At 68.5% G+C, this 26203-nt stretch carries 28 protein-coding genes; 14 read left to right on the top strand and 14 right to left on the bottom strand.

All coding sequences use genetic code 11. The annotated features are described in order from the left end of the window. Positions 1 to 14 precede the first annotated feature (14 nt). On the top strand, positions 15 to 599 hold the full coding sequence (eda, locus tag FHS97_RS04040; protein WP_221233136.1) for a bifunctional 4-hydroxy-2-oxoglutarate aldolase/2-dehydro-3-deoxy-phosphogluconate aldolase: 585 nt from the start codon (positions 15 to 17) through the stop codon (positions 597 to 599). Positions 600 to 697: 98 nt separating this feature from the next. On the opposite strand, the gene FHS97_RS04035 is transcribed toward eda, so the two are convergent. The 3 genes from FHS97_RS04035 to FHS97_RS04025 all read right to left on the bottom strand — a co-directional run bounded on the left by FHS97_RS04035 (position 698) and on the right by FHS97_RS04025 (position 2205). Continuing rightward, positions 698 to 832, bottom strand: a complete 135-nt coding sequence (locus FHS97_RS04035; protein WP_184033410.1) for an entericidin A/B family lipoprotein — start codon at positions 830 to 832, stop codon at positions 698 to 700. A gap of 60 nt (positions 833 to 892) precedes the next feature. Then, positions 893 to 1774 carry a hypothetical protein gene (locus FHS97_RS04030; RefSeq protein ID WP_184033409.1) on the bottom strand — a complete coding sequence of 294 codons (882 nt, stop codon included), beginning with the start codon at positions 1772 to 1774 and terminating at the stop codon, positions 893 to 895. A 62-nt stretch (positions 1775 to 1836) separates the two neighbouring features. Next, on the bottom strand, positions 1837 to 2205 hold the full coding sequence (locus FHS97_RS04025) for a CsbD family protein (RefSeq protein ID WP_184033408.1): 369 nt from the start codon (positions 2203 to 2205) through the stop codon (positions 1837 to 1839). A 241-nt stretch (positions 2206 to 2446) separates the two neighbouring features. On the opposite strand from FHS97_RS04025, the gene FHS97_RS04020 reads away from it, so the two are divergent. Both FHS97_RS04020 and FHS97_RS04015 read left to right on the top strand, forming a co-directional pair. Then, a complete protein-coding gene (locus FHS97_RS04020; RefSeq protein ID WP_246346430.1) occupies positions 2447 to 5230 on the top strand; it encodes a TonB-dependent receptor in 2784 nt (927 codons plus the stop codon). A gap of 152 nt (positions 5231 to 5382) precedes the next feature. Next, entirely contained in the window at positions 5383 to 6714 is a 1332-nt protein-coding gene (locus tag FHS97_RS04015) for an amidohydrolase (RefSeq protein WP_184033407.1), read from the top strand. An 85-nt stretch (positions 6715 to 6799) separates the two neighbouring features. On the opposite strand, the gene FHS97_RS04010 is transcribed toward FHS97_RS04015, so the two are convergent. Further along, a complete protein-coding gene (locus FHS97_RS04010; RefSeq protein ID WP_184033406.1) occupies positions 6800 to 7228 on the bottom strand; it encodes an NIPSNAP family protein in 429 nt (142 codons plus the stop codon). Between the two features lie 131 nt (positions 7229 to 7359). On the opposite strand from FHS97_RS04010, the gene FHS97_RS04005 reads away from it, so the two are divergent. Together FHS97_RS04005 and FHS97_RS04000 are read left to right on the top strand one after the other, a co-directional pair. Next, a complete protein-coding gene (locus FHS97_RS04005; RefSeq protein WP_184033405.1) occupies positions 7360 to 7545 on the top strand; it encodes a hypothetical protein in 186 nt (61 codons plus the stop codon). Positions 7546 to 7577: 32 nt separating this feature from the next. Further along, positions 7578 to 8531 carry a 2-hydroxyacid dehydrogenase gene (locus FHS97_RS04000; RefSeq protein ID WP_184033404.1) on the top strand — a complete coding sequence of 318 codons (954 nt, stop codon included), beginning with the start codon at positions 7578 to 7580 and terminating at the stop codon, positions 8529 to 8531. Positions 8532 to 8576: 45 nt separating this feature from the next. On the opposite strand, the gene FHS97_RS03995 is transcribed toward FHS97_RS04000, so the two are convergent. Further along, positions 8577 to 9230: a hypothetical protein gene (locus FHS97_RS03995; RefSeq protein ID WP_184033403.1), complete on the bottom strand. Its 654-nt coding sequence runs from the start codon at positions 9228 to 9230 to the stop codon at positions 8577 to 8579. Positions 9231 to 9356: 126 nt separating this feature from the next. Between FHS97_RS03995 and FHS97_RS03990 the strand changes: the two genes are divergently transcribed. Next, positions 9357 to 10019, top strand: coding sequence for a response regulator transcription factor (locus FHS97_RS03990; protein ID WP_184033401.1), 663 nt, complete (start codon positions 9357 to 9359; stop codon positions 10017 to 10019). Beyond that, the gene (locus tag FHS97_RS03985) at positions 10016 to 11341 is read left to right on the top strand and encodes an ATP-binding protein (protein ID WP_246346429.1); all 1326 of its coding nucleotides are present in this window, start codon (positions 10016 to 10018) and stop codon (positions 11339 to 11341) included. The genes FHS97_RS03990 and FHS97_RS03985 overlap by 4 nt, the downstream gene beginning before the upstream one ends. Before the next feature lie 82 nt (positions 11342 to 11423). Here the strand turns inward: FHS97_RS03985 and asd are convergent, their stop codons facing one another. Then, positions 11424 to 12263, bottom strand: coding sequence for an archaetidylserine decarboxylase (gene asd, locus FHS97_RS03980; RefSeq protein ID WP_184033399.1), 840 nt, complete (start codon positions 12261 to 12263; stop codon positions 11424 to 11426). Between the two features lie 53 nt (positions 12264 to 12316). Between asd and FHS97_RS03975 the strand changes: the two genes are divergently transcribed. After that, complete coding sequence (locus tag FHS97_RS03975) at positions 12317 to 13975, top strand: aminotransferase class III-fold pyridoxal phosphate-dependent enzyme (protein WP_184033397.1); 1659 nt, start codon at positions 12317 to 12319, stop codon at positions 13973 to 13975. A 196-nt stretch (positions 13976 to 14171) separates the two neighbouring features. Here the strand turns inward: FHS97_RS03975 and FHS97_RS03970 are convergent, their stop codons facing one another. After that, positions 14172 to 14819, bottom strand: a complete 648-nt coding sequence (locus tag FHS97_RS03970) for a hypothetical protein (protein ID WP_246346428.1) — start codon at positions 14817 to 14819, stop codon at positions 14172 to 14174. Beyond that, the gene (locus FHS97_RS03965; RefSeq protein WP_246346427.1) at positions 14816 to 15448 is read right to left on the bottom strand and encodes a class I SAM-dependent methyltransferase; all 633 of its coding nucleotides are present in this window, start codon (positions 15446 to 15448) and stop codon (positions 14816 to 14818) included. The genes FHS97_RS03970 and FHS97_RS03965 overlap by 4 nt, the downstream gene beginning before the upstream one ends. A gap of 252 nt (positions 15449 to 15700) precedes the next feature. Between FHS97_RS03965 and FHS97_RS03960 the strand changes: the two genes are divergently transcribed. Further along, entirely contained in the window at positions 15701 to 16081 is a 381-nt protein-coding gene (locus FHS97_RS03960) for a hypothetical protein (protein WP_184033393.1), read from the top strand. A gap of 120 nt (positions 16082 to 16201) precedes the next feature. On the opposite strand, the gene ald is transcribed toward FHS97_RS03960, so the two are convergent. Beyond that, the gene (gene ald / locus FHS97_RS03955; protein WP_184033391.1) at positions 16202 to 17290 is read right to left on the bottom strand and encodes an alanine dehydrogenase; all 1089 of its coding nucleotides are present in this window, start codon (positions 17288 to 17290) and stop codon (positions 16202 to 16204) included. A gap of 110 nt (positions 17291 to 17400) precedes the next feature. On the opposite strand from ald, the gene FHS97_RS03950 reads away from it, so the two are divergent. Next, entirely contained in the window at positions 17401 to 17883 is a 483-nt protein-coding gene (locus FHS97_RS03950) for an Lrp/AsnC family transcriptional regulator (RefSeq protein ID WP_184033389.1), read from the top strand. Between the two features lie 206 nt (positions 17884 to 18089). Further along, on the top strand, positions 18090 to 19535 hold the full coding sequence (locus FHS97_RS03945; RefSeq protein WP_184033388.1) for a methyl-accepting chemotaxis protein: 1446 nt from the start codon (positions 18090 to 18092) through the stop codon (positions 19533 to 19535). 87 nt (positions 19536 to 19622) lie between these two features. Here the strand turns inward: FHS97_RS03945 and FHS97_RS03940 are convergent, their stop codons facing one another. Further along, the gene (locus tag FHS97_RS03940; RefSeq protein WP_184033387.1) at positions 19623 to 20618 is read right to left on the bottom strand and encodes a Gfo/Idh/MocA family protein; all 996 of its coding nucleotides are present in this window, start codon (positions 20616 to 20618) and stop codon (positions 19623 to 19625) included. A gap of 145 nt (positions 20619 to 20763) precedes the next feature. Further along, the gene (locus tag FHS97_RS03935; RefSeq protein WP_184033386.1) at positions 20764 to 21717 is read right to left on the bottom strand and encodes an MDR/zinc-dependent alcohol dehydrogenase-like family protein; all 954 of its coding nucleotides are present in this window, start codon (positions 21715 to 21717) and stop codon (positions 20764 to 20766) included. Between the two features lie 38 nt (positions 21718 to 21755). On the opposite strand from FHS97_RS03935, the gene FHS97_RS03930 reads away from it, so the two are divergent. Further along, positions 21756 to 22265, top strand: a complete 510-nt coding sequence (locus FHS97_RS03930; protein ID WP_184033385.1) for a DUF1003 domain-containing protein — start codon at positions 21756 to 21758, stop codon at positions 22263 to 22265. Here the strand turns inward: FHS97_RS03930 and FHS97_RS03925 are convergent. Continuing rightward, on the bottom strand, positions 22240 to 23157 hold the full coding sequence (locus FHS97_RS03925; RefSeq protein WP_184033384.1) for a glycosyl hydrolase: 918 nt from the start codon (positions 23155 to 23157) through the stop codon (positions 22240 to 22242). The genes FHS97_RS03930 and FHS97_RS03925 overlap by 26 nt on opposite strands. Next, positions 23154 to 23942, bottom strand: a complete 789-nt coding sequence (locus FHS97_RS03920; protein WP_184033383.1) for a TIGR04290 family methyltransferase — start codon at positions 23940 to 23942, stop codon at positions 23154 to 23156. The genes FHS97_RS03925 and FHS97_RS03920 overlap by 4 nt, the downstream gene beginning before the upstream one ends. A gap of 120 nt (positions 23943 to 24062) precedes the next feature. Between FHS97_RS03920 and FHS97_RS03915 the strand changes: the two genes are divergently transcribed. Both FHS97_RS03915 and FHS97_RS03910 read left to right on the top strand, forming a co-directional pair. Next, a complete protein-coding gene (locus FHS97_RS03915; protein ID WP_184033382.1) occupies positions 24063 to 24974 on the top strand; it encodes a glycosyltransferase family 9 protein in 912 nt (303 codons plus the stop codon). Continuing rightward, positions 24931 to 25329, top strand: a complete 399-nt coding sequence (locus FHS97_RS03910; RefSeq protein ID WP_184033380.1) for a DUF6165 family protein — start codon at positions 24931 to 24933, stop codon at positions 25327 to 25329. Before FHS97_RS03915 ends, FHS97_RS03910 begins: the two co-directional genes overlap by 44 nt. A gap of 177 nt (positions 25330 to 25506) precedes the next feature. Here FHS97_RS03910 and FHS97_RS03905 read toward each other — a convergent pair whose 3' ends face one another. Beyond that, positions 25507 to 26088 carry a histidine phosphatase family protein gene (locus tag FHS97_RS03905; protein WP_184033378.1) on the bottom strand — a complete coding sequence of 194 codons (582 nt, stop codon included), beginning with the start codon at positions 26086 to 26088 and terminating at the stop codon, positions 25507 to 25509. Positions 26089 to 26203 lie beyond the last annotated feature (115 nt).

Raw genomic sequence — 26203 nt, 5'->3', positions numbered from 1 at the left:
AGATCGAAACCGTTATGCGCACCAGCCCGGTGATCCCGGTGCTGGTCATCCACGACGCCGCGCAGGCGCGTCCGCTCGCCGAGGCGCTGGTCGCGGGCGGGCTGAAGGTGCTGGAGGTGACCTTGCGCACCCCCGCCGCGCTCGACGCGATCCGCGAGATGAAGCAGGTTCCCGGCGCGATCGTCGGCGCGGGCACCGTCGTGTCGACCGAGCAGGTCGCGCAGGTCAAGGAGGCGGGTGCCGAGTTCATCGTCTCCCCCGGCCTGTCGACCAAGACCGGCGCGGCGATCCTCGAAGCGGACATTCCATGGCTGCCGGGTGTCGCGACCGCGGGTGACATCATGCGCGGGCTCGATCTGGGCCTCGGGCATTTCAAGTTCTTCCCGGCCGAGACCAGCGGCGGGGTGAAAGCGCTCAAGGCGCTCGCCGCGCCTTTCTACCAGTGCAAATTCTGCCCGACCGGCGGCATCACCGAGGCCAGCGCGCCCGACTGGCTGGCGATCGGCCCGGTGCTGTGCGTCGGCGGCAGCTGGGTGACCGAAGGCACGCTGCCCGAGATCGAGGCGCGCGCCCGCGCGGCGGCGTCGCTGGGAAGGTAATCCGACGTCGAACGGCCCGCCGCGACGAACGTCGCAGCGGGTCGTGACAGGGCGATCGGAAGCGCGCCCAACGCTAAGCGGCGCGCTTCATGAGCGGCCTATTTCTCACCCGAGGCCTTCGTCACGGTCTTTCCGGCGGAGCTCAGATCCTTGCCGGCGCCGTGAACGGTGTTGCAGGCCGACAGCGCCAGCATCGCGAAGGTCGCGGCGGCGAGAGCGATCGTGCGAGTCATGTTCGTCTCCTTTCACGAAACGGGTGCGGCGGGCCGGATACGCAGGCCCGCCGCGGGCACTCAGCGCAGGCGGCGGCGGGTGGCCGTCGTCGCGCCAAAGGCGGCCGCACCGGCACCGGCGAGCAGCGCGAGCACGAGGATGAACGAGGTGCCGGCCGCTGCCCCCGCGGCGGCATCGGTCGCCGATTTGGCGGTCGCGACCGCGTCGTTCTTGGTTTCGACGAACTGCGCCTTGGCGCGCGTCACCTGCGCCTGCGCCTGCTCGCGGCTGATCTTCCGCTGTGCGGCGACCACGTCGACGATGCGGTTCTCGGCGCGCTGGCCGGCGGCACCGCCGTGCGCGAGCGCCGGGAGCTGCCGCGCAATTTCGGTCTGCGCCTGCTCCGCGGTCATCTGGGCCGGATCGTTCGGCGCGTCCGACAGATAGGCCGAGGCCTCCTGGCGCACGTCACGCGCATCGATGCCGGCGACCTGTGCCGCCCGCGGTGCGACCGCACCAACCGTGGCGCCCGCCGCGCCTGCGACCGATCCGACGGTGCGGAACGCGCCGCCGATCAGCCCGCCGACCGCCGAGGTCAGCAGATACAGCGTCAGGATCAGCGTGACGCCCCACACGACCAGCCCGTGCGACAGCGCATCGAACTTCTCGGTCACACCCGACAGCCGCGCAGCGGCATAGCCGCCCGCGCCCAGCGCGATCACGGTCGTGATCAGCCAATAGATGCCCGCACCGATCCCGAACCCCGTCGCCCCCGGCGTCGTGCCTTCGACCGGATCGACCATCGACAGCCCGATACCGGTGCCGAGGATACCGAGCAGCAACTGCACCGCCACGGCGATCACCACGCCCGCGAAAATGGCACCCCATGACACGCGCCGTCCGGCGCGCGCGATTACCTGCTCGTCCAGCGGCATTCTGCCTGCCGAATAGTTCGTTGCCATACGCACTCCTGTTACTCTTGTCTCGATAGCGCGGCGACCGGGACGACCGCCGCCGCTCCCCGTCAGTCGCGCCGCGCGAACAGCAGCCAGCCGAGCGCGACACCACCCAGCGCCGCGACCAGCGCCAGCGAGGTCGCGCGGTGCTCGCGGACCGTCGCGCCGGCGACCTGCGTGCCGTGCCGCGCTGCGGCCCCGGCGTGGTCGACCGCGTCGCCGATCCGCTCACGCGCCTCGTCGATCACGCCCGGCGCCATCTCGGCGACGTCGCTCGCGACCGACTGCGCGCGACCGAGCAGATTCTCGGCCCCACCCGCGATCTGGTTCAGCACGCCGTCGCTCTGCCAGTCACGCCGCTCGGCGACGTCGCCGACCGTTTTCTCGACCTTGCCACCGACATAGCGTGCACCACCGTGCAGCTCGTGCTTGTTCATGCTCGTTCCTTCGGAAATAAGGGGAGCGGGGTCACCCTGCCCGTCCGATAACAGTAACCTGCTTTGGATTAGTAAGTTCCATTAAATGCATGGTTCGCTTTGGTCAGGGCAAAATGCTACCGCTGTAAAACCAATTGACAGACCGGTCTTACCAAAGCACCGTAGCGGCGCAGGAGGAGCAGGACCCGCGACCGGACAAACCGGCCGGCGTCACATGCTTGATCTATCGGGGGTAGGGAAAATGGCTGTTGTTGTTCGCGAACCGGCGCGCGTGGCGCGTGCGGTGAAGACGATGCTGCTCGGCACCGCGGGGCCGGTATTGTGGTTCATGGCGCCCGCCGCGCTGGCGCAGACCGTTCCGATCGATCCCAACGCGCCGGTTACCCCCACCCCGGCGACCAGCGAGCCGATCGCCGCCGCTGACGCCGCCGAGGAAGCGGGCGAGGTCGTCGTCACCGGGTTCCGCGCCTCGATCGCCACCGCGCTCGATGCCAAGCGCCGCGACACGCGCGTCAGCGACGGCATCTCGGCGGAGGATCTCGGCAAGTTCCCGAGCCAGAACATCACCGAATCGATCCAGCGCATCTCCGGCGTGCAGATGCAGAACATCAACGGCCGCGGCGCGACGATCAGCATTCGCGGGCTCGGCCCGCAATATGCGCTGACCACGATCAACGGCCAGACCTTCAAGAGCGCCGACTTCACCGACGGCTTCCGCTACGACATCATCCAGACCGAACTGGCCAACGCCGTGCAGGTGCTGAAGTCGCCGACCCCCGACATGGACAGCGGCGGGCTTTCGGGGACGATCAACATCCAGACCGTCCAGCCGCTCGATTACAAGAACCGCAAGATCGTGCTGTCCGCCAAGGCGCAGAACAGCGAATATGCCGGCAAGACGATCACGCCCAAGTTCGGCGCCAGCTATGTCGACCAGTTCGCGGACGGTCGCGTCGGCGTGTACGTCAACCTCGGCTATCAGAAGCTCGAGGATCGCGCCGACTATCTGTTCCAGGATCGCTGGGCGACGCAGACGATCAACGGCGCCGTCATCGCCGTCCCGCGCCGCCCGCGCTATCGCCGCATCGACCGCTCGATCGAGCAGCTGACGGGGAGCGGCGGCGTGCAATGGCGACCAACCGACCGGCTCGAGATCGACGCGACCGCGATCTATGCGCGCGACGACACCAAGTACGACGTCAACCAGCAGGTGTTCCTGTTCAACACCGCGCGGCTGACCGCCGGCAGCATCAGCGACGGCGCGTCGAAGGTGACGACCGCGACCAACTTCACGCTGGAGAACAACCGACAGGAGGAAAGCCGCAAGCTGTCGAGCCAGGGCTATACGCTGGCGATGAAGTGGAAGGACGAGGACGGGCTTGCCGTCCGCGCGGTCGGCAATTTCACGCGCGGCTACGCCTATTCGCGCGAGGATGCCGCGATCCTCGGCGTTACCATCCCGTCGGCGACGCTCGACATCACCGACCCGCGCAAGCCGAAGTACACCGTCGCGGCGAACCTGTCCGATCCGGCGCTCTACAATCAGGCGACGCTGGTGCGGAACGAGTTCCCGAACGGCGCGACCCGTCGCACCACCGGCAAGGAAGTTTCGACGCAGGTCGACGTCACCAAGGACGTGACGCTTGGCCCGATCTCGCAATTCGCGGCCGGCACCAAGTTCCGCCACGAAAGCTTCGTGCGCGATGTCGGCCGCCACGATCTCGGGTCGATCGCCAACCGTCCGGGGCCGACCAGCACGTTGTTCCCCGCGCTGTCGGCGGCCAGCTATGGCGTCGGCGGGTTCCTCGACGGCAACGGCAACCTGCCCAATGCGTGGATCGCGCCCGATACCGCCGGCTATCGTCAGGCGCTCGCCAACGCCGGGATCGCGGTGCCCGACCTGCCCGCGCCGGAGGGCAGCTATACCGTCGATCGCTACATCCCCGCCGTCTATGCGATGGCGTCGCTCGACAGCATGGTGTTCGGCGCAACGCTGCGCGGCAATCTCGGCGTGCGCTACGAACATACCAAGCAGGTCGTGAACGGCAACATCACCCAGCCGCGCACCGGCAGCTACACCGACGTTACGCAGAAGATCGGCGAATATGTCGAGACGCAGGAATATGACAACGTCCTGCCGAGCCTGAACCTCGTGCTGGAGCCGACGCGCACGCTGCAGGTGCGCTTCGCCGCCGCCAAGGTGCTGGTGCGCCCGATCCTCGATTCGCGCAGTTCGCTGGCGCAGACCACCTCGTCGACCGCCAACACCTTCCCGGTCGGCACGCGCACGCTGACGGTCGATCTCGGCCAGTCGGGGCTCAAGCCGCTGACCGCCGATCAGCTCGATTTGGGTGTCGAATGGTATTACGGCCCGGCCAGCGCGCTGTCGATCAACGGCTTCTACAAATGGGTGAAGAACGGCACCTTCTCGTCGCTGGTCTGCCCGTCGGCCTTCAACGGCACCGCGCTGTCCCGCGCCAGCAGCGGCGCGACCAACGGCGACTGCGTCGACGCCGCGGGCAACATCTATAACATCACCCAGACCTCGAACGACCCCAGCACGATCCGCATCCGCGGCGTCGAGGTCAGCTGGAACCAGTCGTTCGACCGCTGGTTGCCGGTCGACGGCTTCGGGTTGCTCGCCAACTATACGCGCGTGATCCCGACCAAGGTGGCGATCGGCACCGGCTTCACGGTGCGCAACTTGTCGAAGAACACCGCGAACATCACGCCTTACTGGGAGGACCGGCTGTTCAGCCTGCGGCTGTCGGCCAATTACCGCAGCTCCTACGAGCAGAATGGCGCGGACAGCTTCTTCGCGACCGAGGGCCATACGGTGCGCGCGCGGACGCAGTTCGACCTGTCGGCGGGCTTCACTCCGACCGATTATCTCAGCTTCGCCGCGGGGGTCATCAACCTCAACAACAGCCGCGAAGAGGCCTATTACAACAACAATCCGTCGATCTGGCAGGAGAGCAGCTTTTACGGCCGCAGCTTCTATCTGTCGGCGACGCTGCGGATGTAACCTCCGTCATTGCGAGCGTAGCGCGGCAATCCAGGGCGTCCTGATCCAACACTGGATTGCTTCGCTCCGCTCGCAATGACGATCGGACCGACAGGTCGCTTGTTGTCGACCTGCGACGCCCCTACCCTTCGGAAAACAACGGGGGTCCTGCCATGCGTTCTCTGCTTCTCGCCGCCGCCGCGCTCGGTGCGTTCGCGCCGCCGGCGTCCGCCGAGCCCGATTATGCCGCCGCGATCCGCGCCGATTACGACAAATCGCTCGCGACGATGTGGGACGACTTCCACCGCCACCCCGAACTGTCGTTCAAGGAAGAGCGCACCGCCGCGAAGATGGCGGCGGCGCTGCGCGCAATTCCCGGCGTGCAGGTCACCGAGAAGGTCGGCGGCACCGGCGTGGTCGGCGTGCTGAAGAACGGCAACGGCCCGGTCGTGCTGGTCCGCGCCGACATGGACGGCTTGCCGGTCGAGGAGAAGTCCGGGCTCGCCAACGCCAGCATTGTCCGGCAGGCCGGCATCGACGGGGTCGAGGCGCCGGTGATGCACGCCTGCGGGCATGATACGCATATCGTCGGGCTGGTCGCGACCGCGCGCCGGCTGGCGGCGATGAAGGATCGCTGGGCCGGGACGGTCGTCTTCGTCGTCCAGCCCGCCGAGGAACGCGTCGGTGGCGCGGCGGCGATGGTCAAGGACGGGCTCTACACGCGCTTCCCCAAGCCCGATTATGCCTTGGCCTATCACTCCAATTCCGAAGGGCTGGCGGGCACCGTCTCGGCGTCCGAAGACATCCAGTACAGCTCGTCGGACAGCGTCGACATCGTCGTCCCCGGCATCGGCGCGCATGGCGCGAGCCCGCAGGCGGGCAAGGACCCGGTCTATATGGCCAGCCAGCTGGTCATCGCGTTGCAGGGGCTGGTCAGCCGCGAGCGCCAGCCGCTGCGCCCGGCGGTCATCACCGTCGGCAGCTTCCACGCCGGGCTGAAGCACAACATCATCTCGGATCAGGCGAAATTACAGGTGACGGTGCGCGCCAACGACGAGGCGACGCGCGCGCAATTGCTCGCCGGGATCCGGCGCGTCGCGCGCGGCATCGGCGAGCTGAACGGGATGCCGGCGGACAAGATGCCGGTCGTGACGGTCATCGAGGGCACGCCGACAACGGTCAACGACGCCGCGCTCGCGCGCCGGCTCAACGCGGTGATGGCGACCACGCTGGGGGCGGACAAGGTGATCCCCTTCCAGCAAAAGGGGATGGGCGCGGAGGATTTCGCCGCCTTTATCGAGCCGAAATACGGCATCAAGGGCTATTATTTCGCGGTCGGCGGCACGCAGCAGGCGGCGTTCGATGCCGCCGCGAAGGGTGGGCCGCCGATCCCCTCGCACCATTCGCCGTTGTTCAAGGTCGATCCGCAGGCGGTGGTCGCCACCGGCGCGACCGCGATGACCGCCGCGGTGCTCGACCTGCTCAAGCCGGGCGGCGCGGCGTAATCGTCATTGCGAGCGTAGCGAAGCAATCCAGGGCGGCCTGATCCGGCACTGGATTGCTTCGCTACGCTCGCAATGACGAACAAGGTTATTTCGGCAGAATACGCGGCGAGTAGTCCGTGGCGGCCATGAACACGCTGTCGACCTTCGTCACCAATTTGCCCGCCGCCTCGGAGGCGGCGACGACCTTCTGCCACTCGGGATCCTTCCCGAACGCCGCCCAGTCTTCATCGCGCGCCGCGCGGCTGGGATAAGCGAGCACATACACGACCCGCCCCTCGGGCGCGGCGTCGGTGGCGATCTCGTTCCAGTACGCGACATTCGTCATGCCGTGCTTGGCGAACAGCCCCAGCGTATGTTCGCGGAAGCGCGCGTTCAGCGCCGCCGCCTTGCCGGGTGCCGGGTAATAGGTGCGCAATTCATAGACCGCGGTCTTCGCATCGAGCTTCGCCGGTTCGGCCTGTGCCACTCCGTTGGCCAGCACCGCCGCCACGCCCGCCCACAATATCCGTCGCATCCAGCCCCTCCTTGTGTTCTTCACCAACATATCGCCGCTAAACTGTTGAACGGACAAGCCCTTCCTCTTTCCCTCACACAAAGAAGGGCTTAACCTCGGTCATGCCCGATCGTCGGGCTGGAGGATGTCCGATGCTTCGTTTGCTCGCCGTTGCCGCCGCGCTGACGCTTGCCGCCCCGCCGGTCGCCGCCGCGCCGTGCAAGGACCCGAAGACCGGCAAGTTCGTCAAATGCCCGCCCGCCAAGGCGACACGCTGCAAGACCGCCAACGGCAAGTTCGCCAAATGCGGCACGCCCGGGGCGCGTCCGGTCGGCTGACGCGCGGCGCACGACGCGCTACACTGGCGGGCATGACCGACACACAGATCCTCATGTCCGCCCCGATGCCCGCCGCGGTGATCGCCGCACTCGAGGCGCGCTTCACGCTGCACCGCTTGTGGGAGCAGCCCGACGCGGACGCGTTCCTCGCCGAACATGGTGCGGCGATCCGCGGACTCGCCGCCAATACGCTCGCCGGCCGGGTCGATGCCGGGTTGTTCGACCGGCTGCCCGCGCTGGAGATCGTCGCCAATTTCGGCGTCGGCTATGACAATATCGACGCGCAGGCGGCGGCGGCGCGCGCGATCATGGTCACCAACACCCCCGGCGTGCTCGACGCCGAGGTCGCCGACCTCGCGCTCGGGCTGTTGCTCGCGACGATCCGCCGCCTGCCGCAGGCCGACCGCTATGTGCGCGAGGGGCGCTGGGAACAGGCATCGTTCCCGCTTTCGCCGACGTTGCGCGGGCGGACGGTCGGCATCCTCGGGCTCGGCGCGATCGGGCAGCAGATCGCGCGGCGGCTGGACGGGTTCGATGTCGGGATCGCCTACCACCAGCGGACGCGGCGCGACGACGTGACCTATGCCTATCACGACAGCCCTGTCGCGCTCGCCCAAGCCTGCGACGTGCTGATCGCGATCGTGCCCGGCAGCGCGTCGACCCGGCATCTGGTCAACGCAGAGGTGCTGGAAGCGCTCGGCAGGGAGGGCATCTTCATCAACGTCGCGCGCGGCAGCGTCGCGGACGAGCCGGCGCTGATCGCGGCGTTGCAGGCCGGAACGATCCTCGCCGCCGGGCTTGACGTCTATGCCGACGAGCCACATATGCCGGCCGAGCTGCGCGCGATGGACAATGTCGTGCTGCTGCCACACCTCGGCTCGGCCTCCGAACAGACCCGCGCGGCGATGGGGCAGTTGGTGGTCGATAACCTTATCAGCTGGTTCGACACCGGCGCGGCGCTGACCCCGGTCCCCGAAACCGCCTGACGCACGAAAGGGGAGCAGCGCGCGTGGCGCTGCTCCCCGATGAGATTACGCGCGCGGTGCGACCGGCGCGAGGGGGACCTGCCCGTTCACCGGCGGCGGCGGAGCGCCGGCACCCGGCGGGGGCGGAGGCGATGCGCCAGCGCCCGGTACGGGCGGCGGAGGCGGAGCGCCCGCACCCGGCGGAGGGGGCGGCGGGGCACCGGCACCCGGAGGCGGAGGCGGCGGCGCACCGGCCCCCGGTGCGGGCGGCGGTGGCGCACCGGCATCCGGCGGCGGAGGCGCACCGGCCCCCGGTGCGGGCGGCGGCGGCGGCGGGGCGCCGACCTCGCGCACCCCACCCTGATCGGCGAGGAAGCGCGCACGCAACTGCCCGTCGTCGAAGCGGCCCTGCACCAGCACCGGCGCGCCCTTGGTCAGCGTGCCCGCACCGCGCCCGGCATCGACCAGCGTCCGCCCGCTGGCATCCTCGACCAGAAAGCGCGTGCCATAGACACCCGCGACGCGCCCGCGCACCGTCACGATGCCGCTGGTGGCGGGCAATTTGGCGATCGCGGTCGGCACGGTCGGCGCCATCTCGACGCTCGGCCGGGTCAGCTGCACCGCCCCCGCGCCGCCCGCGGCGCCCATCGCCAGCAAGGCCGCTCCACCCAGCGCGATACGCTGGCCGCGCGACAGATGCGGGATCATCGAAGCCTTCATCACTCACTCCTCTTCGGGTTGATGAGCGATGTTTAGGCGCGCCCCCTGCCACCCGCGCTGAACCGGATCGTTCAGTTTCGGTTTAAGCGATCGGCATAGGGCGCGGCGCAGGAAGGAAGGGGCACGATGCGTATCCTGCTGGTCGAGGACGACCGCGATCTGGGGCCGGCGATCGCGCGCGCGCTGCGCGAGGAGAATTTCGCGGTCGACCTCGCCACCGATGGCATCGACGCCGCGCATCTCGGCGAGACCGAGCGGTTCGACGCCGCAGTGCTCGACCTCGGGCTGCCGGGGCGCGACGGCATCTCGGTGCTCAAGGCGTGGCGCGACGCGCACCGCGACCTGCCGGTGCTGATCCTCACTGCGCGCGACGGCTGGTCGGACAAGGTCGCGGGGTTCAAGGCCGGCGCGGACGACTTCCTCGTCAAGCCGTTCCGCGTCGAGGAACTGGTGATGCGGCTCCGCGCCTTGATGCGCCGTGCGGCCGGCCATGCGCAGGCACTGGTCGCGTGCGGCCCGCTGTCGTTCGATTCGCAAACCGGCGTGTTCGAACTGGACGGTTTGCCCCTCAAGCTGACCGCCTTCGAATGGCGCGTGCTGTCGCAGTTGATGCTTCATCGGAACGCGGTGATCGAACGGCTCGACCTGCTCGAGCGGGTCTACGAGGGCGATGCCGATGTCGATTCGAACAGCCTCGAGGTGATCGTTGGGCGGCTGCGCAAAAAGATCGGCGCGACGCTGATCGAGACGGTGCGCGGACGCGGCTATCGGCTGGTGTGCCCGGCATGATCCGCTGGGCGCCGCGGTCGCTACAGGCCCGGATGCTGCTGGTGTCGGCAGTGGCGACGTTGCTCGCGCTGGTGCTGGCGGGGGCGGTGATGGCGGGGCTGCTCGGGCGGTTCGTGACCGAGGGGCTCGACCGGCGGCTCGACGCGCAGCTGCTGGTGCTCGCCTCGGTCGTCGATGACGAGGGACGCGTCGACCGCGCGCGACTGACGCAGCGCGTCGCGGCGTTCGGCAGTGATCCCGGCTGGCAATGGCGGATCGTGGGACCGGACGGCGCGATCGGCGCTGCCGATGTTCCGACCCCGCCGGCCGGACCGCCCACGCCGCCGGCACCCCCTGCTCCGCCCGCCCCGCCCGGCCCGCATCCGGTCGAGGCCAAGGCGGTGGACGGCGGCGCGCTCCACGCCCGCACGATCACGCTCGCCACGCGCCGCGGCGATGTCACGCTGACCGCCGCCGCGCCGCGCGCGGTGATCGCGCGCCCGATCGAGGGCGCGCTTGCGCCGTTGCTGATGGCGCTCGCAGGCGTCGCGGCGCTGCTGACCGCCGCGTTGCTCGTCCAGCTCCGCGTCGCGCTGCGGCCGCTGCGCCGGTTACGCGAACAGGTCGCGGCGATCCGCAACGGCGCGCGCGAGCGGGTCGACGACGATCAGCCCGCCGAACTTGCGCCGCTCGCCACCGAACTCAACGCGCTGACGACCGACAACGCCGCCGCGCTGGCGACCGCGCGCGCTTCTGCCGCCAACCTCGCCCATGCGCTCAAGACCCCGGTAGCGGCACTGGCGATCGACCTTCGTGACCAGCCGCGCCTCGCGGCGACGGTGGCACGGATCGACCGCACGATCCGTCACCATCTCGCCCGCGCGCGCGCCGCCGCGGTCAACCGCCGCGTCGCTACACCGCTCGCGCCTGCGGTCGCGGACATCGCCGCGGTGGTCGAGCGGCTCCACGACGGCCCGCCTCTGACGATCGTGCGCGAAATCGCGGACGACCTCGGCGTGGCGGTGGATGCGCAGGATCTCGACGAACTGCTCGGCAACCTGCTCGACAATGCCGCACGCCACGCCGCGTCGCGGATCGGCGTCACCGCGCGGCGTGACGGGCGCAGCGTCACGCTGACGATCGCCGACGACGGCCCCGGCATCCCCGCCGCCGCGCGCGCGCAGGTGCTGCAGAAGGGCACGCGGCTCGACGAGCGCGGCGACGGCCACGGCTTCGGGCTGCCGATCGTCGCGGAACTGGCGGCGCTTTATGGGGGTGGAATAACGCTGGCGGAGAATGCGCCGCATGGCCTTTCGGTCACGCTGACGTTGCCGGCCGCCTGAGCCGTCATTGCGAGCGCAGCGAAGCAATCCAGGGCGTCCTGATCCGGCTCTGGATTGCTTCGCTGCGCTCGCAATGACGGCTTCACCACTCAGCGATCGCCTCCCCCGCCCGGATCGCCTGCCCCTCCTGCAACCCTGACCGCAGTCGCGCCGCACCCGGCAGGAACATGACAATCGTCGAGCCATGCTCGAACCATCCCATCTCCGCGCCTTTGGACACCGCCACATCGCACGTGCGGCGCCCCGGCCCATGCTCCCGCAACGTTCGCGCGGTATCGAGGAAGGTCAGCCGGATGCTCGCCACCAGTATCGCCGCGACCGGCACCAGCAGCAATTCGCGCCCGCCCGTCGCGCGCGCCTCGATCACCGCGCGCTCGTTGCGGCAGAACAGCCGCTCGACGCGGCGCAGCGCGATCGGGTTGACGTTCCAGCAATCGCCCGACTGATAGGTCACCGCCTCGACGGTCAGATCGACCGGCGCATGGAAGCGGTGATACATCCCCGCGGTCAGCCGCAACGTCACGAACCACCCATCCGCGAACCGCGCCGCCAGCGCCGCATCGGGCACCAACTCGTCGAGCCGGTAGGGAAAGCCCTTCACCTGATAGAGTTGCCCGTTCTCGATCCGGCCATGTGCGCCGACGATCGCGTCGCACGGGCTCGCCACCACCTCGTCACCGCCCGCGAACACCCGCGCCCCGTCGCGCAGCCGCCGGATGAACCCGTCGCGCAGACTCGCGAAGCGCGTCGTCTCGGCATCGCGCAGGTCGACGTCGCAGAAGAACCGCCACGCCGCCAGCGCCGGCTTCGCGACCAGCGGATGCTCGATCGCGGCGATCCGTCCGACCATTTTCGTCGCCCAGCGCCGCGGCAAGCGATTGGTCAGCAGGAAATTGAGGTCCTCCTGCATCAGGACGCGCATGAGTCCGCCTCGCATTGTCACACCTGCGTCATCGCGGCGCGCGTAGTGGCGCCATGAAGAAAAAGACCCTCGCCGCCGTCGCCGGGCTCGTCGCCGGCACCCTGTTCGCCGCGACCAAGGGCCGCGAACGGCTCGCGCTGTCGCGCGCCAAGCATCCCGGCCCCGGCGGGCACGTCCGCATGGCCAAGCGGATCGCCGGGCAGATCGCTTATTATGCGCATGTCGACGAACGCTTCTTCCGCGCCGACGGATGTGACGCGAGCGTCGCCGCGCGCCGCCGCGCCGGGTTCGAGCGGCTGGCGGCGCTCTATGCCGAGCGCTTCCCGAAGACGCTCGCGCTGACCGCCGAGACGCGCGAAGGGCTTTCCGACCTGCAATTCACCGGCCGCTACCGCGTGCCCTTCCCGTTCGCGGCGACGGTGCGCCAACACCTTCCGATCGGCGCGTTCATGGCGCGCGCGGACGGTGCGTGGCTGACCGATCTCGACGGCAATCGCTTCATCGACCTGACCGGCAGCTACGGCGTCAACGTGCTCGGCAACGATTTCTACAAGGCGACGATGCGCGAAGCGCTCGAGTCCGCCGAGCCGCTCGGCGGGGTGCTGGGCAGCTATCACCCGGCCGTCGCCGACAATGTCCGCCGGCTGCAGGCGCTGTCGGGGCTCGACGAAGTGTCGTTCCACATGTCGGGCACCGAGGCGGTGATGCAGGCGGTGCGGCTGGCGCGCTATCACACCGGCAAGCGCCGGCTGGTGCGGTTCGCGGGCGCGTACCACGGCTGGTGGGGCGAGGTGCAGCCCGGCATCGGCAACCCCGTCCCCGCCGACCACACGCTGACGCTGGCCGACCAGTCCGAACAGACGCTGGCGGTGCTCGGCAAGCGCACGGACATCGCCTGCGTGCTGGTCAATCCGTTGCAGGCGCTGCACCCGAACCGCGGCGCGCCCTCGGACAGCCAGTTGGTCGACAGCGCGCGCACCGCGGGCGCGGACCTGCCGGCGTATATCGCATGGCTCCACCGGCTCGCCGAAACGTGTCGCGCCAACGGCATCGTGCTGGTGTTCGACGAAGTCTTCATGGGCTTCCGCCTCGCACCGGGCAGCGTCGCGCGCGCCTGGGGGATCGATCCGGACATGATCGTCTGGGGCAAGACGCTCGGCGGCGGGCTGCCGATCGGCGTGCTCACCGGGCGCGCGGCGCTGATGAAGCGCTGGCGCGACGATCGCCCGGTCGACATTTGCTTCGCGCGCGGCACCTTCAACGCGCATCCTTATGTGATGGCCGCGACCGACGCCTTCCTGCGCCGGCTCGACTCGCCCGAGGTCGCCGCGCTGTACGACGGCATGGCCGAGCGCTGGGACGCGCGCGCCGCGCGGCTCAACGCGCTGTTCGCGGGCAACGGCCTGCCGCTGGCGGTCGCCCATCTCGCGACGGTGTGGACGATCCTCTACACCCGCCCGTCGCGCTACAATTGGATGCTGCAATATTACCTCCGCGCCGAGGGGCTGGCGCTGTCGTGGGTCGGCACCGGGCGGCTGATCTTCAGCCTCGACATCGACGATGCGCTCTTCGAGCAGATCGCGGTGCGAATCGTCGCGGCGGCGCGTGCGATGCTGGCGGACGGCTGGTGGGACGGCCCGGCCGCGACCAACAAGCAGTTGAAGCGGCAGGCGTTGAAGGAGTCGCTTGGCGCCCGCTTGAGAGGCGGGTGACGGGAAGACCCTGCTCTCGTCCCCTCCACCACCGTCATCCCCGCGTAGGCAGGGATCCAGAACCCATGTCGTCACGGCGCTATCGAGACGATCGCAACCACCGTCCCGACCCTCATCGACCACCGCGCGTCTGGATCCCCGCCTTCGCGGGGATGACGGGAAAGGCAGGGGCAAACGGAAGCCCCGCCCCCCGCCATCACGCCGCCGCGTGCGTGTCGTCGCTGCGCCCGTGCTTGATCAACCGCGCCGGCGCGGTGCGGTACAGGCGGAAGTCGCTGAACGGATCGGTGACGATCTTGGTCGCCCAGACGATGCCGGTTTCCAGATCGCGCTCGAACCACAATTGCCCGACGCGGAACAGGATCGCCGCCACGCCGAAGAACAGCCACCCGAAGCCGACGTGGCGCAGGAAGTCCATCGCGCTGTCCGGCCGCTCCAGCGCGCCGAACAGTGTCGGGGAGAGCGCCAGCACCACCGGGATCGCCAGCCACAGCCCCATCAGCACATATTTGCGCATGAGATTATAGCCGACCTTCACCTCTTCCTTATATTCGTGGCTGACGCCATTCTCTTCGTCGTAATCGCGCGGCTCGAAGAAGAAATGCCCGGCCTGCCGGCTGGTCATCGCGACGCCCCATGCCAGCAGACTCGCCAGCGCGGCGTCGACGAACAGCAGCGCATAAGCGGTGATGAACGTACACGCGCTGACGAAATGCAGGCTCTGGTTGATCAGGTCGTGGTGATAATAGCGGTGATCGTCCCAGCGCTGCTCCTTCAATTGCGCGCGGAACCCGGGGTTGCCCTGCTCATCCTCGAAACGAAGCTTGCGAAGCGACGGCATCATGCCTTCTCCTTGGCGATGCGGACCAGCGAGAAATGTCCGAACGGCGGGATCGCGCGCCGCTCGGCCAGCGACACGTCGCTGCGCGTCGCGATCCAGTCGGTGTAGAGCGCGAACGGAAAATCGGTGCGGAAGCCGAGCCGCTCGGTGAGCGGCATCAGCGCGCGCTCGATCCCGCCGCGCAGCCCCTGTTCGGCACCGACGCGCGTGGTGATGACGATCTCGCCGCCGGGCCGGCAGACGCGCGCGAATTCATCCAGCGCACGCCGCGGGTTGGCGACCGCGCTCACCACATATTGCGCGACCACGACGTCGAAGGAAGCGTCCGGATAATCGAGCGCCTCGGCGTCGCCGACGCGGATCGCATCGACATTGGACAGGTTGAGCCGGCGCGTGCGCGCCCGCGCCTTGTCGAGCATGTCCTCGGAGATGTCGACGCCGGTCACCCGGCTGGAGGGGGCATAATGCGGCAGCGAGATCCCGGTGCCCACCCCGACCTCCAGAATGCGGCCGCCGATCCGGTCGGCGGCGCGGATCGCCGCTGCGCGCCCCTGCCGAAACACCGGGCCGAACACCAGATCGTACACCGGCGCCCACCGATCATAGGCCAGCGCCACGCCGGCTGTCGTCATCGTCGCTGTCATTCCCGCCGCTTACCTTCGTTGAAGAGGCCGTTTGGGGCCTTGGGATGGCGACCCTTGTGCGACGGGGAGGTGTCAGCGTGACGACGATTGGGTGACGGCCATCGTCACGGAAGCGACACGCGAGTGACACATGCCGGGAGCGAAAATCTTTATCTTCCAAGTTGATCTACATCAGGGAGCCAAGCGGATCGCCGCCTCGTTCGCTGCCCGGGACTTTTCCCCACCGAGAGGAAGCAGCCGATGGCCGTGAAATTCGCCGGAACCATGAACGCGATCAATCGCGGGCTCGACGAGACCAAGCCCGCCAAGGGCGTCGACATGATCGAGGATTGGGAAGCCGCGCTCGCCGATATCGACACGCCGGGCGCCAAGGGCATCCTGCGTGACCTGGGCTCGCTGCGCAAGCAACTGGAGAAGGACCAGCCCGACGCCGACCGCGTCCATGCGCTGCTCCACCGCCTCGGTGCGGCGACGACCAAGATCGCCGACAAGGCCGAGAAGTCGCAGGACAAGCTCAAGGCACTCGGCGAGGCGCTGACCGAGGCGGGCGAAGAGGAGCACGACGAGGAGGAAGATACCGAAGCGGCCGCCGCTCCTAAGCGCGCGCGCAAGAAGAAGTGATCGGGTGGAGGGCAGCCGACACGCTACCCTCCCCGTCGCCCCGGACTTGATCCGGGGCGCCGCTTCTCTCCGGCCTTGCGAGGAGAAGCGGGGTCCCGGATCACGTCCGGGACGACGCCGTCACCCCGCGACGCCGAGCGCCTCGGCCACCACCTTGTTGACGATCTTGCCGCCGCGCACGTTGACACCCGCCATCAGCCCGGCATCCGCCTCGGCCGCGGCATAGCCGCGATCGGCGAGCGCGAGCCCGTACGGCAGCGTCGCATTGTTCAGCGCATGGCTGCTGGTCAGCGGCACCGCGCCCGGCATGTTCGCGACGCAATAATGGATCACCCCGTCGACCTCATAGGTCGGCTCGGCATGAGTGGTCGCATGGCTGGTCTCGAAACAGCCGCCCTGGTCGATCGCGACATCGACGAGCACCGCACGCGGCTTCATCAACTTGAGCATCGGACGCGTCACCAGCTTCGGCGCCGAGGCACCGGGAATCAGCACCGCGCCGATCACCGCATCGGCTTCCGAAATCTCGTGCTCGATCGACTCCAGCGTCGATACGCGCGTCCGCACGCGGCCCTGGAACAGCTCGTCCAGCTCGCGCAGCCGCGGGATCGAGCGGTCGATGATCGTCACCTCCGCGCCGAGCCCGACCGCCATCCGTGCAGCGTGCGTCCCGACCACGCCGCCACCCAGCACGACGATCCGCGCCGGCTGCACGCCGGGGACGCCGCCGATCAGCACGCCGCGCCCGCCGTTGACCGCCTTCAGCGCGGTGCCGGCCGCCTCGATCGACAGCCGTCCCGCGACCTCGCTCATCGGCGCGAGCAGCGGCAGGTGGCCGCGCGCATCGACCACCGTCTCATAGGCGACCGCAGTGACGCCCGACGCCTGCAAGCCCTTCGCCTGCTCGGGATCGGGGGCGAGGTGGAGGTAGGTGAACAGGATCTGGTCCTCGCGGAGCTGCACCCATTCGCCGGGCTGCGGCTCCTTGACCTTGACGATCATCTGCGCGGTCGCGAACACTTCCGCGGCGGTGTCGACGATCGCGGCGCCGGCGGCACGATAGGCGTCGTCATCGGCGGCGATCCCGGCGCCGGCCCCGGTCTGGACGATCACCTCATGGCCGTGCGCGACATATTCGCGCACCGCGCCAGGGGTAAGCCCGACACGATATTCGTGGTTCTTGATTTCCTTGGGCACGCCGATGCGCATGGGTCCATCTCCTTGGTTGGCGACAGCATAGCGCGATCCGAACGGCGAAACCGGGCGAACTGCGCGACACCGGCGTGACTTTGCGGCGGAATCCGCCATGGTTCGGCCGCATGACGCAGAAAGGCTACGTTCCCGATCGAATCGACCGGCGGCTGATCGCGCTGCTGCTCGACAATGCGCGCGCCACCGCCTTCACGCTGGCGGAAGCGATTGGTCGCTCGGCGACTGCGGTCGCGCGACGGCAGCGCGCGCTGGAGGACGCCGGGATCATCACCGGCTATGCCGCGCGGCTCGATCTCGCACGGCTCGGCTGCGAGACGACCGTCCACATCAAGGTAACGCTGGAAAGCCAGCGTATCGACGTGCTCGACGCCTTCGAGACCGCGATCGCCGCCAGCCCGTCGGTCGTGCGGTGCGAGCTGATGTCGGGCAGCTACGATTATCTCGTCACGGTGCGCGCGCGCGACCTCGCGGATTTCGCGCACATCCACCGCGACGAACTGTCGCGGCTGCCGGGCGTCACGCAGATGGAAAGCGGGTTCGTGCTGCGCGAGGTGGTGGCGCCTCGCCTGCCACTTTCCTTGCTGGAATAAGGACATAGCTTATTTCTGGAGCCTTGATCGAAGTCAAAATGCCACAAAATCGGCACCTTGCCCTACTTCGCAGAGACTATACGCCTCCTCCTTGACGGTCGACGGCGTCTTCATCTTAACCCGCCTTTTAACAAGTGGCGGCAAAGACCTTCCATACTGATCTCCATTGGTCGACTTGCTTGGGACAGGACTCGGAAGGAAAAGAAATGCTCAAGTGGTTTCAGCAACATGCGCCGATTCGCACCAAGTTCACGGCTCTCGCGCTGGTCTATGGCGCGCTGTCGGCGCTGTCGCTCGGCATCACCGTCGCCGCGGCGCAGGCGCTGATACCGGCCATGGTCGCGATCGGCCTGGCCGTGGTCGTGCTGATGACGGTGGTCGCGGTCGCGGTCGGATCGCGCGCGCTGATCTGCAATCCGTATGTCGCGACCGTGATCCGCATGGAGGCGCTGGCGGCCAACGATCTCGATTCCGCGATCGCCTTCACCGATCATCACGACTGCGTCGGACGGATGACCAAGGCGATGGAGGTGTTCCGCAAGAACGGAAAGGCGCTGGTCACCGCGGCGCAGACCCAGCGCGCGGTGGTCGAGGCGCTCGGCAACGGGCTGGGGCACCTCGCCGACAACGACCTGACCTATCAGATCGAGCGGCCCTTCCCCGCCGATTATGACGCGCTGCGCACCAACTTCAACCGCGCGATGGCGGCGGTGTCGAACACGATCGCAGCGGTCGCGGCGGCGAGCAACGGCATCAACAGCGGTGCGGCCGACATCCGCCAGGCGTCTGACGATCTGTCGCAGCGCACCGAGCAGCAGGCCGCCTCGCTGGAAGAGACCGCCGCGGCGATGGACGAGATCACCACCACCGTCGGCGAAACCGCCGCGGGCGCACGCCGCGCCAACGACGCGGTAGTCGAGGCGCGCACCGAGGCCGAAAGCTCAGGCGACGTCGTGCGTCGCGCGGTGGAGGCGATGAGCGGGATCGAACGTTCCTCGTCGGAGATCAGCGAGATCATCAGCGTCATCGACGGCATCGCCTTCCAGACCAACCTGCTCGCGCTCAACGCGGGCGTCGAAGCCGCGCGGGCGGGGGACGCCGGCAAGGGCTTCGCGGTCGTCGCCAGCGAGGTGCGTGCGCTCGCGCAGCGCTCGGCGGATGCGGCAAAGGACGTCAAGACCAAGATCAACGCTTCCTCCGAACAGGTCCAGTCGGGGGTGACGCTGGTCAGCGAGACCGGCAAGGCGCTCCAGCGGATCATCGCGCGGATCGGCGAGATCAGCACGCTCGTGTCGACGATCGCGCAGTCCGCCGAGCATCAGGCGATCGGCCTGCAGCAGGTCAACACCGCCGTCTCGGAGATGGACGGCGTCACACAGCAGAACGCCGCGATGGTCGAGGAAGCGACCGCCGCCGCGCGCAGCCTCGCCGCCGAGGCCGATCGGCTCGCCACCGAAGTGGCGCGCTTCCGCACCGGCACCGCCGCCGCGCGCCCGGCGCTGTCGGTCGTCCCTTCCGCCCCGCCGGTCCATGAGCTTCAGGCGCGCGCCATCCAGGCCGGGCGCGATCTCGCCGGGGCGGCGCGCCGCCCGGTCACCGGCACGCGCGGCAATGCGCTGGCGGTGGCGGACGAAAACTGGTCTGAATTCTAGTCGCCGGTCGGCGGGGCACCGCGCCGCCGGTTCGCTCGCCGCCCCGGATCGCGCCCGGGTGGCGACGTTCAGCAGCCGCTAAAAGCCTTATCCGCGCCCCGCCGCATAGATCGCATCGAGCACCCGCGCGGTCGCGACATAGTCCTCGGCCGCGGCATCGAACCGCGCGCCGTCCGCCAGCCGCCGCGCCCAGTCGACCGCCGCGCGTCCGCCCCAGTCGTCGGGCGGCACCGCCAGCGTCTCGCGCGCGGTGCCGCGGAAATGCTCGGCGGTGAAGTCGTAGAACGAGCCGCCGACGTTGCGCAGCACCGCGCCGCCTTCGGTGCCGTAGAACGCCGCCTCGATCACCGCATCCTGCCCGGCGTGGAGCCGCCACGAACAGGCCAGCCGCACGATCACGCCATTGTCGAGCCGCACCGTCGCAGCGGCATAATCCTCGACCGCGTCCGCCGCGACCGGCGCACCGCCGGCGTAGAGCGCGGCATCGACCCGCTCGGCCGTCGCGCCCGGATTGAGCCAGAGCGCGAGATCGGCGAGATGGATGCCGAGATCCATGACGCACCCGCCGCCGGATTGCGCACGGTCATAGAACCACGGCTTGTCGGGACCGTAAGCATTGTGGAAGGTCAGATCGATCGCGAACACCCGCCCCAGCGCTCCGCTGCGCACCAGCGGCGCGATCGCGCGCATCCCCGCGGTGTGGCGATAGGACAGATCGACCCCCAGCAAGCGGTCCGCCCGCCGCGCCGCCGCGACCACCGCCACATTCTCGGCGGCGTCGCGTCCGAGCGGCTTCTGGCAGAACACCGCCACTCCGGCATCCAGCGCGGTGATCGACTGCGCGGCGTGGAGCGCGCTGGGGCTGGCGATCACCACCCCGTCGAGCCCGAGCGCCAACATCTCCTCCAGCGACGCGCAGACCTGCGCGCCGGGCGCGTCCTGCACCGCCGCCGCGACCATCTCGGGCGACGGATCGCTGATCGCGACCGCCTCGACCGCCCCGCCGGCGACCATCGCCGCCATCCGGTGCCGCCCGATCCAGCCGGTGCCGAGGAAGCCGATGCGGGGTTTGGTGTGGGTCATCTGTACGTATCCTGATTCTATTGCTCGTCATTCCCGCGACGGCGGGAATTCAGAACCCATGCCGTCTCGACAGAAGCGCGCCGTCGGCGTGTCTGGATTCCCGCCTGCGCGGGAATGACGGAGTTGGTGCGCTCGTCCTCTGCCCTCAGAACGTCACCACCGCCTTCACGAAGCCGGCGGGCTTGTCGCGGGTCGCGGCAACCGCCTCGTTCAGCTCCGCCAGCGAGAAGCGATGCGTCAGCAGCGCGGCAAGGTCGACTCGCCCGCCGGCCACCGCCGCCACCGCCTCGTTCAGCCCCCGGAGATTGACTCGCGGATCGCGTTCGTGCGCGTTGATCACGTCGATGCCCTTCCAGTTCCAGTCCTGCATGTTCACCTGCCGCGGCCCGTCCTGATGGTAGCCGGCGACCACCAGGCGCCCGCCGAAACCGACGATCGCCGAGGCGAGGTCGAGCGGCCATTGCTTGCCGACCGCCTCGATGACGCGCTCGCACAACGCCTCGCCGGTTAGTTGCCTGACGCGCTCGATGATCGTCCAGTGATCGTCCATCGCGATCGTCTCGGCGGCACCGTTCGCGCGCGCCAGCGCCAGCGACTCCTCGCGCCGCGAGATCGCGATCACCCGCGCGCCCGCATCGCTCGCCAGCTTCGTGAGCACCGCGCCGAGGAAGCCGATCCCGACGATCGCCACCGTGTGCCCGGGCAGCACGTCGGCGCGGCGGAAGATGTTCATCGCACACGCCAGCGGTTCGCCCGGAAACGCCTGTTCGTCGAGCGCAGCCGGCAGCCGCACCAGCTGGTCGACCGACGCCACGTCATACGGCGCGAAGCTGTGCCCCGACAGCATCGTCACCCGCTCGCCAATCGCGACGTCGGAGACGCCCTCGCCCAGCGCGTCGACCACGCCCCAGCCCTCATGCCCCATTCCACCGGCCTCGCTGGGATAGGTCGACCACGGCTGCCCCTCCCATGGCTCGACGTTCGACGCGCAGACCCCGCAGCCTTCGAGCCGCACGCGCACCTCGCCTGCCGCCGGCTGCGGCACCGGCGCGTCGCGCACCTCAAACCGGCCCGGCGCCACCAGCACCGCGGCGGGCATCATGCTTCCATTATCTTCCGACAATCGTTGGACTTTCCATGAATGAACCACGTGATCTCAACGGCGCGCTCGCCGACAACATCCACCGCCTCGCCGAACGCCAGCGCCGCGTCGAGGCCGATGCGCCGTGGGCCGACCGGCTGGCGGGACGGATCACCGGCTTTACCGGGTCGATGCTCTTCGTCGCGTTGCACCTGACGTTCTTCGGCGGCTGGATCGTGTGGAACCTGTACCTCACGCCCAAGTTCGACCCGACCTTCGTCGTGCTGGCGATGATCGCGTCGGTGGAAGCGATCTTCCTGTCCACCTTCGTCCTCATCAGCCAGAACCGTATGGCCGCGCAGGCGCAGGCGCGCGCCGACCTCGACCTCCACATCAACCTGCTCGCCGAACACGAACTGTCGCGGCTCACCGCGGTCGTCCGCCAGATCGCCGAACGCGTCGGGGTCACACCCCCTGACGACATCGCCGAGATCGAACGCGACGTGCGCGCCGAGGATGTGCTCGACACGCTCGACCGGGTTACGCCACCGCCTTCTGGTTCGTGACCGCCGCGGGCGCGTAGCGGTCGATCATCCACGCGCAGAAATCCGCGAACGCCTGCGGGTCGCGCGCCGCGCTGGTGTGATGCGGCTGGATGCCGAGATGCTCGGGCGTGAAGCAGAAGGTGACGGTCGTGTCGAACTCGGCCAGCGCCTCCATCTGGCGATCGAACCAGTCGGTCGCATTGGGGCGGAAGCTGTCCGCCCAGCTCAGCCCGGTGCGCAGCTTTTTCGTCCCCAGCCGCTTCATCCACGTCACCGCGTCGTCGAGCCGCGGGTCCTCGAAATGGAACCATTGCATCAGCCCCATCTCCGACGCGACCTTGGCATAGCTGTCGAGCGACGGCTTGGGGGTGCCGTCCTCGCGGATCAGCCCCATGTAGAAATGCCGGTAATAGCTCGACCCTTCCGCCTCGCGGTGGCGGGTGGTCGCGCCCCATTCCTGCGGCAGGTCGAACAGCGAATACCAATAGATGCGCGGCACGCGGCCGATCAGCAGCTCGGCGGTTTTCTCGACCCCGAACACCTGCACCTCCTCGGCGCCGAACGAGCCGACGCCGACCTCGGTCACCCATACCGGCTTGTCGGTCACCGCCTCGATTTCGGCGATCTTGGCGGGCCAATCGTGGATCGACCACAGATTCCAGTCGAGCGGGAAGCCGTGCACCGCGAGCACGTCGACCGCGTCGAGGCAGCCATGCGCCTCCAGCCGCTTCACCCACAACGGATCGATCGGCGACATGCCGCCCAGCACGCGCGTCACCGCCGGGTTGACCGCCGCGATCGACGCCCCCGCGCGCGACACGGTATCTGCGAACAGCGACCAGTCGGGATCGACCTCCGGGTCCCAGTGCGACTTGTTGTTCGGCTCGTTCCAGATCATCGCGGCTTCGATCACGCGCGCACTCCCCCCGTAGATGGATAGACCGCCGCCGGTCCGTGCTCCGCGAAGGGCACGTCGCTGATGCGGCAGAGATAGACGTCGTCCTGCGGATGCGCGGTCACCGTAAAGCCGGCGGCACGCAGCATCGCTTCCGAACAGGCGCGGTTGGGCGCCCACCAATTGGTCCAGTCGCCCGCAAACTTGCGCTCGATGAAGTGCAGTTTCGGATAGTCGCGATCGTCGAAATAGTCGGGCGGAGTCCAGGTGCCGGGCACGTAGAAGGGATGATCCTCGGGCACGACCGCATCGTCCTTCGAGCCCTGCTGCATCGTCTGGAACAGCATCAGATCGCCCGCGACATGCTCGCGGATCAGGTCAAGCGCCAGCAGCGGATGCCGCAGATGATAAAGCACCCCCATGAAGATCACGAGATCGAAGCGCTCGCCGAGCTGCGCGACATCATAGACCGACAGGTTGCGGAACTCGACGCTGTCGCCGAACCCCAGCGCCTCGCTCGCCAACCGCGCCTGCGCGAGATAACGATCGTCGGAGTCGATCCCCACCACCCGCGCCGCGCCGCGTCGCTTCATCTCGACCGAATAGAAGCCCGCGTTGCAGCCGATGTCGAGCACCGTCTTGCCGGTCAGATCCTCCGGCAGACAGACGCCGAATTCGGCGAACTTGTTGCCGGGATAATCGAGCAGGAAATGGTCGGGGGCGGTCTGCACGCCGCCGGGCAGGTGGATGTTGTGAAACCACGGGGCCAGCTCCGCGACCCGCGCACGCAAATCTTCGCTCATCAATCCCCCGTCACCCATCGCAAGCATCAACTATCCTCGGACAGCCGCGTTCCGTCGGCTTGATCTCGCTCAACTTAATAGTGTGGAACCGCCGCCCGGGTGTGCCGCGTTTGCGGCGGCATGAGCGATCACGGCTGGACCCGGGCGATGCGCGAGGAGCGCTACGAGGACGCCTGGGCGATCGAGCAGGCCGTCCTCGCCGCACGCGACCCCGTGACGCGCGACGACCCAACGCTCCCCTATCATCGGCGCTGGGTATGGGACGGCGGCGCGGTCGACGGCCGTGACGTGCTGGTGCGGTGCTATCACGGGCTCGGCGACACGCTGCAATTCGCGCGTTTCCTCCCGGTGCTGGCGCGGCGCGCCCGCACGGTGACGGTCGAGGCCCCCGCACGGCTGCACGCCTTGTTGCACTTCCCCGACGTAGCGCTCGCCGCCTTCGACGAGGCACACCCGCTGCCGCCATCGGACTGCGACATCGAAATAACCGAGCTTTGCGCCGCGCTCCGCTGTACGCCGGGTGACGTTCCCGTCCCTTATGTAAGCGCCGCCCCCGCCCCGCTGCCCGATGGGACGATCGGGCTCTGCTGGCAGGCCGGCGACTGGGATGCCGATCGCTGGGTGCCGCCCGCCTTGCTCGAACCGATCACGTCGCGGCACCGCTGCGTCTCGCTGGTCAGCGCGCCGACCACCCTCCCCGTCATCAATCCCGAAGGCTGCCCGTTCGACCTCGCCGCGACCGCTGCGCTGGTCGCCGGCTGCGCATTGGTCATCACCGTCGACACGATGATCGCGCACCTCGCCGGCGCGCTCGTACGGCCGACGTGGCTGCTGCTGAAGGCTGCGCCCGACTGGCGCTGGGACCCCGCCCGCCGCGACAGCGCCTGGTATCCACACACCCGCCTCTATGCGCAGCCGACCGCGGGCGACTGGCACACGCCACTCGCCATGATCGCGCGCGATCTCGACGTGATAGAAGGAGAAGATCATGGCCAGCCTCCCCAGCCCGTCCGTGCCCGTGTCCTGGGGTGAGTTGCTCGACAAGATCACGATCCTCGAGATCAAGCAGCATCGTATCGACCGCGCCGACGCCCGCGCCAATGTCGCGCGCGAACATTCATTGTTGTCGCGGATCGGCGCGGGGGTGCTCGGGCAGGACGATGTCGCGCCGCTGTATGCGCGGCTGAAGTCGGTCAACGAGGACCTGTGGGAGATCGAGGACGCGATCCGCCGCGAAGAGGCCGCGCGGAGCTTCGGCGGCGAGTTCATCCGGCTGGCGCGCGCGGTCTACGTCAAGAACGACGAGCGCGCGGCGCTGAAGCGCGCGATCAACGTCGCGCTGGAATCGGACCTGATCGAAGAGAAGAGCTATGCGGCGGTGAATTGATTTTTTTCCGACACCGAAGCGTAGCTGCCGGGGCGACTGCACCTCTGGATTGGGCAGACATGGGACCCTGCCTTCGCAGCGGCGACGGCGGCCAAACGAACCGTCGCCCCTGCGCAGCCAGGGGCCCATGTCTGTAGAGTTCATCTGCAACGCCGCCCCAACCACGCCGCCGATGTGTCAAGCAGAACGCTCGTTCAACGCCACCACCACCGCCCCCTCGCCCTGCAGTGAAAGCGTGGTCACCGACCCCGGATCGCAGCCCAGCGAAAAGATCCGGTCGAGCGGGAGTCCGAGATAATGCGCCACCACTCCGCGGATCACATCACAGTGCGACACGCATAACGTCACGCCTTCCCCGCACCCGGCGACGAACCCGACCGCACGCGCCACCGCCTCGCCCATCGTCTCCCCGTCCGGACAGCGCGCCGTCGCACGCTCGGCGTTCCAGCGCTGCCAGTCCGCATCCCTGTCCAGTGCCGCGAACGCGCGCCCAGTGAAATCACCGAAGTCGACCTCATCCAACTCCGCCGCGATCTCTACCGGCAGCGCCAGCGCCGCCGCGACCACCGCCGCGGTCTCGCGCGTCCGCGCCCGCGGACTGGAGACGATCCGCGTCACGCCGCGCGACGCGACCAGTCCTGCCAGCGCCTCCGCTTCCACCCGCCCCTGTCGATCGAGAGAAATATCGGAGCGTCCGCTCAACACGCGACCGACTTCTTGGTGATGCCCATGCCGGGCGAGAATAATACTTCTGGCCATCTCGGATTGATCTGCGTCAACTTACGACCCAGTTCAACGAAAATTACGCCAGCGCAATAATTTATCGGAACCAAGCTAAGTAGAAGATGTTCTTGTCACGCAATCAACCAGCAAT

This window comes from Sphingomonas endophytica, assembly GCF_014199415.1.
Taxonomy (GTDB): Bacteria; Pseudomonadota; Alphaproteobacteria; order Sphingomonadales; family Sphingomonadaceae; genus Sphingomonas; species Sphingomonas endophytica.
Note: the sequence above shows the minus strand (reverse complement) of the source record. Positions and strands in the feature narration are given on the sequence as shown.

Coding starts and splice junctions, on each gene's coding strand:
- FHS97_RS04015 (WP_184033407.1), top strand. CDS start 5,383: ATGCGTTCTCTGCTTCTCGCCGCCGCCGCGCTCGGTGCGTTCGCGCCG.
- FHS97_RS03965 (WP_246346427.1), bottom strand. CDS start 15,448: ATGACGACAGCCGGCGTGGCGCTGGCCTATGATCGGTGGGCGCCGGTG.
- FHS97_RS03940 (WP_184033387.1), bottom strand. CDS start 20,618: ATGACCCACACCAAACCCCGCATCGGCTTCCTCGGCACCGGCTGGATC.
- FHS97_RS03995 (WP_184033403.1), bottom strand. CDS start 9,230: ATGAAGGCTTCGATGATCCCGCATCTGTCGCGCGGCCAGCGTATCGCG.
- FHS97_RS04030 (WP_184033409.1), bottom strand. CDS start 1,774: ATGGCAACGAACTATTCGGCAGGCAGAATGCCGCTGGACGAGCAGGTA.
- FHS97_RS03985 (WP_246346429.1), top strand. CDS start 10,016: ATGATCCGCTGGGCGCCGCGGTCGCTACAGGCCCGGATGCTGCTGGTG.
- FHS97_RS04000 (WP_184033404.1), top strand. CDS start 7,578: ATGACCGACACACAGATCCTCATGTCCGCCCCGATGCCCGCCGCGGTG.
- FHS97_RS04020 (WP_246346430.1), top strand. CDS start 2,447: ATGGCTGTTGTTGTTCGCGAACCGGCGCGCGTGGCGCGTGCGGTGAAG.
- FHS97_RS03920 (WP_184033383.1), bottom strand. CDS start 23,942: ATGAGCGAAGATTTGCGTGCGCGGGTCGCGGAGCTGGCCCCGTGGTTT.
- FHS97_RS03915 (WP_184033382.1), top strand. CDS start 24,063: ATGAGCGATCACGGCTGGACCCGGGCGATGCGCGAGGAGCGCTACGAG.
- FHS97_RS04025 (WP_184033408.1), bottom strand. CDS start 2,205: ATGAACAAGCACGAGCTGCACGGTGGTGCACGCTATGTCGGTGGCAAG.
- FHS97_RS03905 (WP_184033378.1), bottom strand. CDS start 26,088: ATGGCCAGAAGTATTATTCTCGCCCGGCATGGGCATCACCAAGAAGTC.
- FHS97_RS03975 (WP_184033397.1), top strand. CDS start 12,317: ATGAAGAAAAAGACCCTCGCCGCCGTCGCCGGGCTCGTCGCCGGCACC.
- FHS97_RS03910 (WP_184033380.1), top strand. CDS start 24,931: ATGGCCAGCCTCCCCAGCCCGTCCGTGCCCGTGTCCTGGGGTGAGTTG.
- eda (WP_221233136.1), top strand. CDS start 15: ATGCGCACCAGCCCGGTGATCCCGGTGCTGGTCATCCACGACGCCGCG.
- FHS97_RS03990 (WP_184033401.1), top strand. CDS start 9,357: ATGCGTATCCTGCTGGTCGAGGACGACCGCGATCTGGGGCCGGCGATC.
- FHS97_RS03960 (WP_184033393.1), top strand. CDS start 15,701: ATGGCCGTGAAATTCGCCGGAACCATGAACGCGATCAATCGCGGGCTC.
- FHS97_RS03935 (WP_184033386.1), bottom strand. CDS start 21,717: ATGCCCGCCGCGGTGCTGGTGGCGCCGGGCCGGTTTGAGGTGCGCGAC.
- ald (WP_184033391.1), bottom strand. CDS start 17,290: ATGCGCATCGGCGTGCCCAAGGAAATCAAGAACCACGAATATCGTGTC.
- FHS97_RS03930 (WP_184033385.1), top strand. CDS start 21,756: ATGAATGAACCACGTGATCTCAACGGCGCGCTCGCCGACAACATCCAC.
- FHS97_RS03950 (WP_184033389.1), top strand. CDS start 17,401: ATGACGCAGAAAGGCTACGTTCCCGATCGAATCGACCGGCGGCTGATC.
- FHS97_RS03945 (WP_184033388.1), top strand. CDS start 18,090: ATGCTCAAGTGGTTTCAGCAACATGCGCCGATTCGCACCAAGTTCACG.
- FHS97_RS04035 (WP_184033410.1), bottom strand. CDS start 832: ATGACTCGCACGATCGCTCTCGCCGCCGCGACCTTCGCGATGCTGGCG.
- FHS97_RS04005 (WP_184033405.1), top strand. CDS start 7,360: ATGCTTCGTTTGCTCGCCGTTGCCGCCGCGCTGACGCTTGCCGCCCCG.
- asd (WP_184033399.1), bottom strand. CDS start 12,263: ATGCGCGTCCTGATGCAGGAGGACCTCAATTTCCTGCTGACCAATCGC.
- FHS97_RS04010 (WP_184033406.1), bottom strand. CDS start 7,228: ATGCGACGGATATTGTGGGCGGGCGTGGCGGCGGTGCTGGCCAACGGA.
- FHS97_RS03970 (WP_246346428.1), bottom strand. CDS start 14,819: ATGATGCCGTCGCTTCGCAAGCTTCGTTTCGAGGATGAGCAGGGCAAC.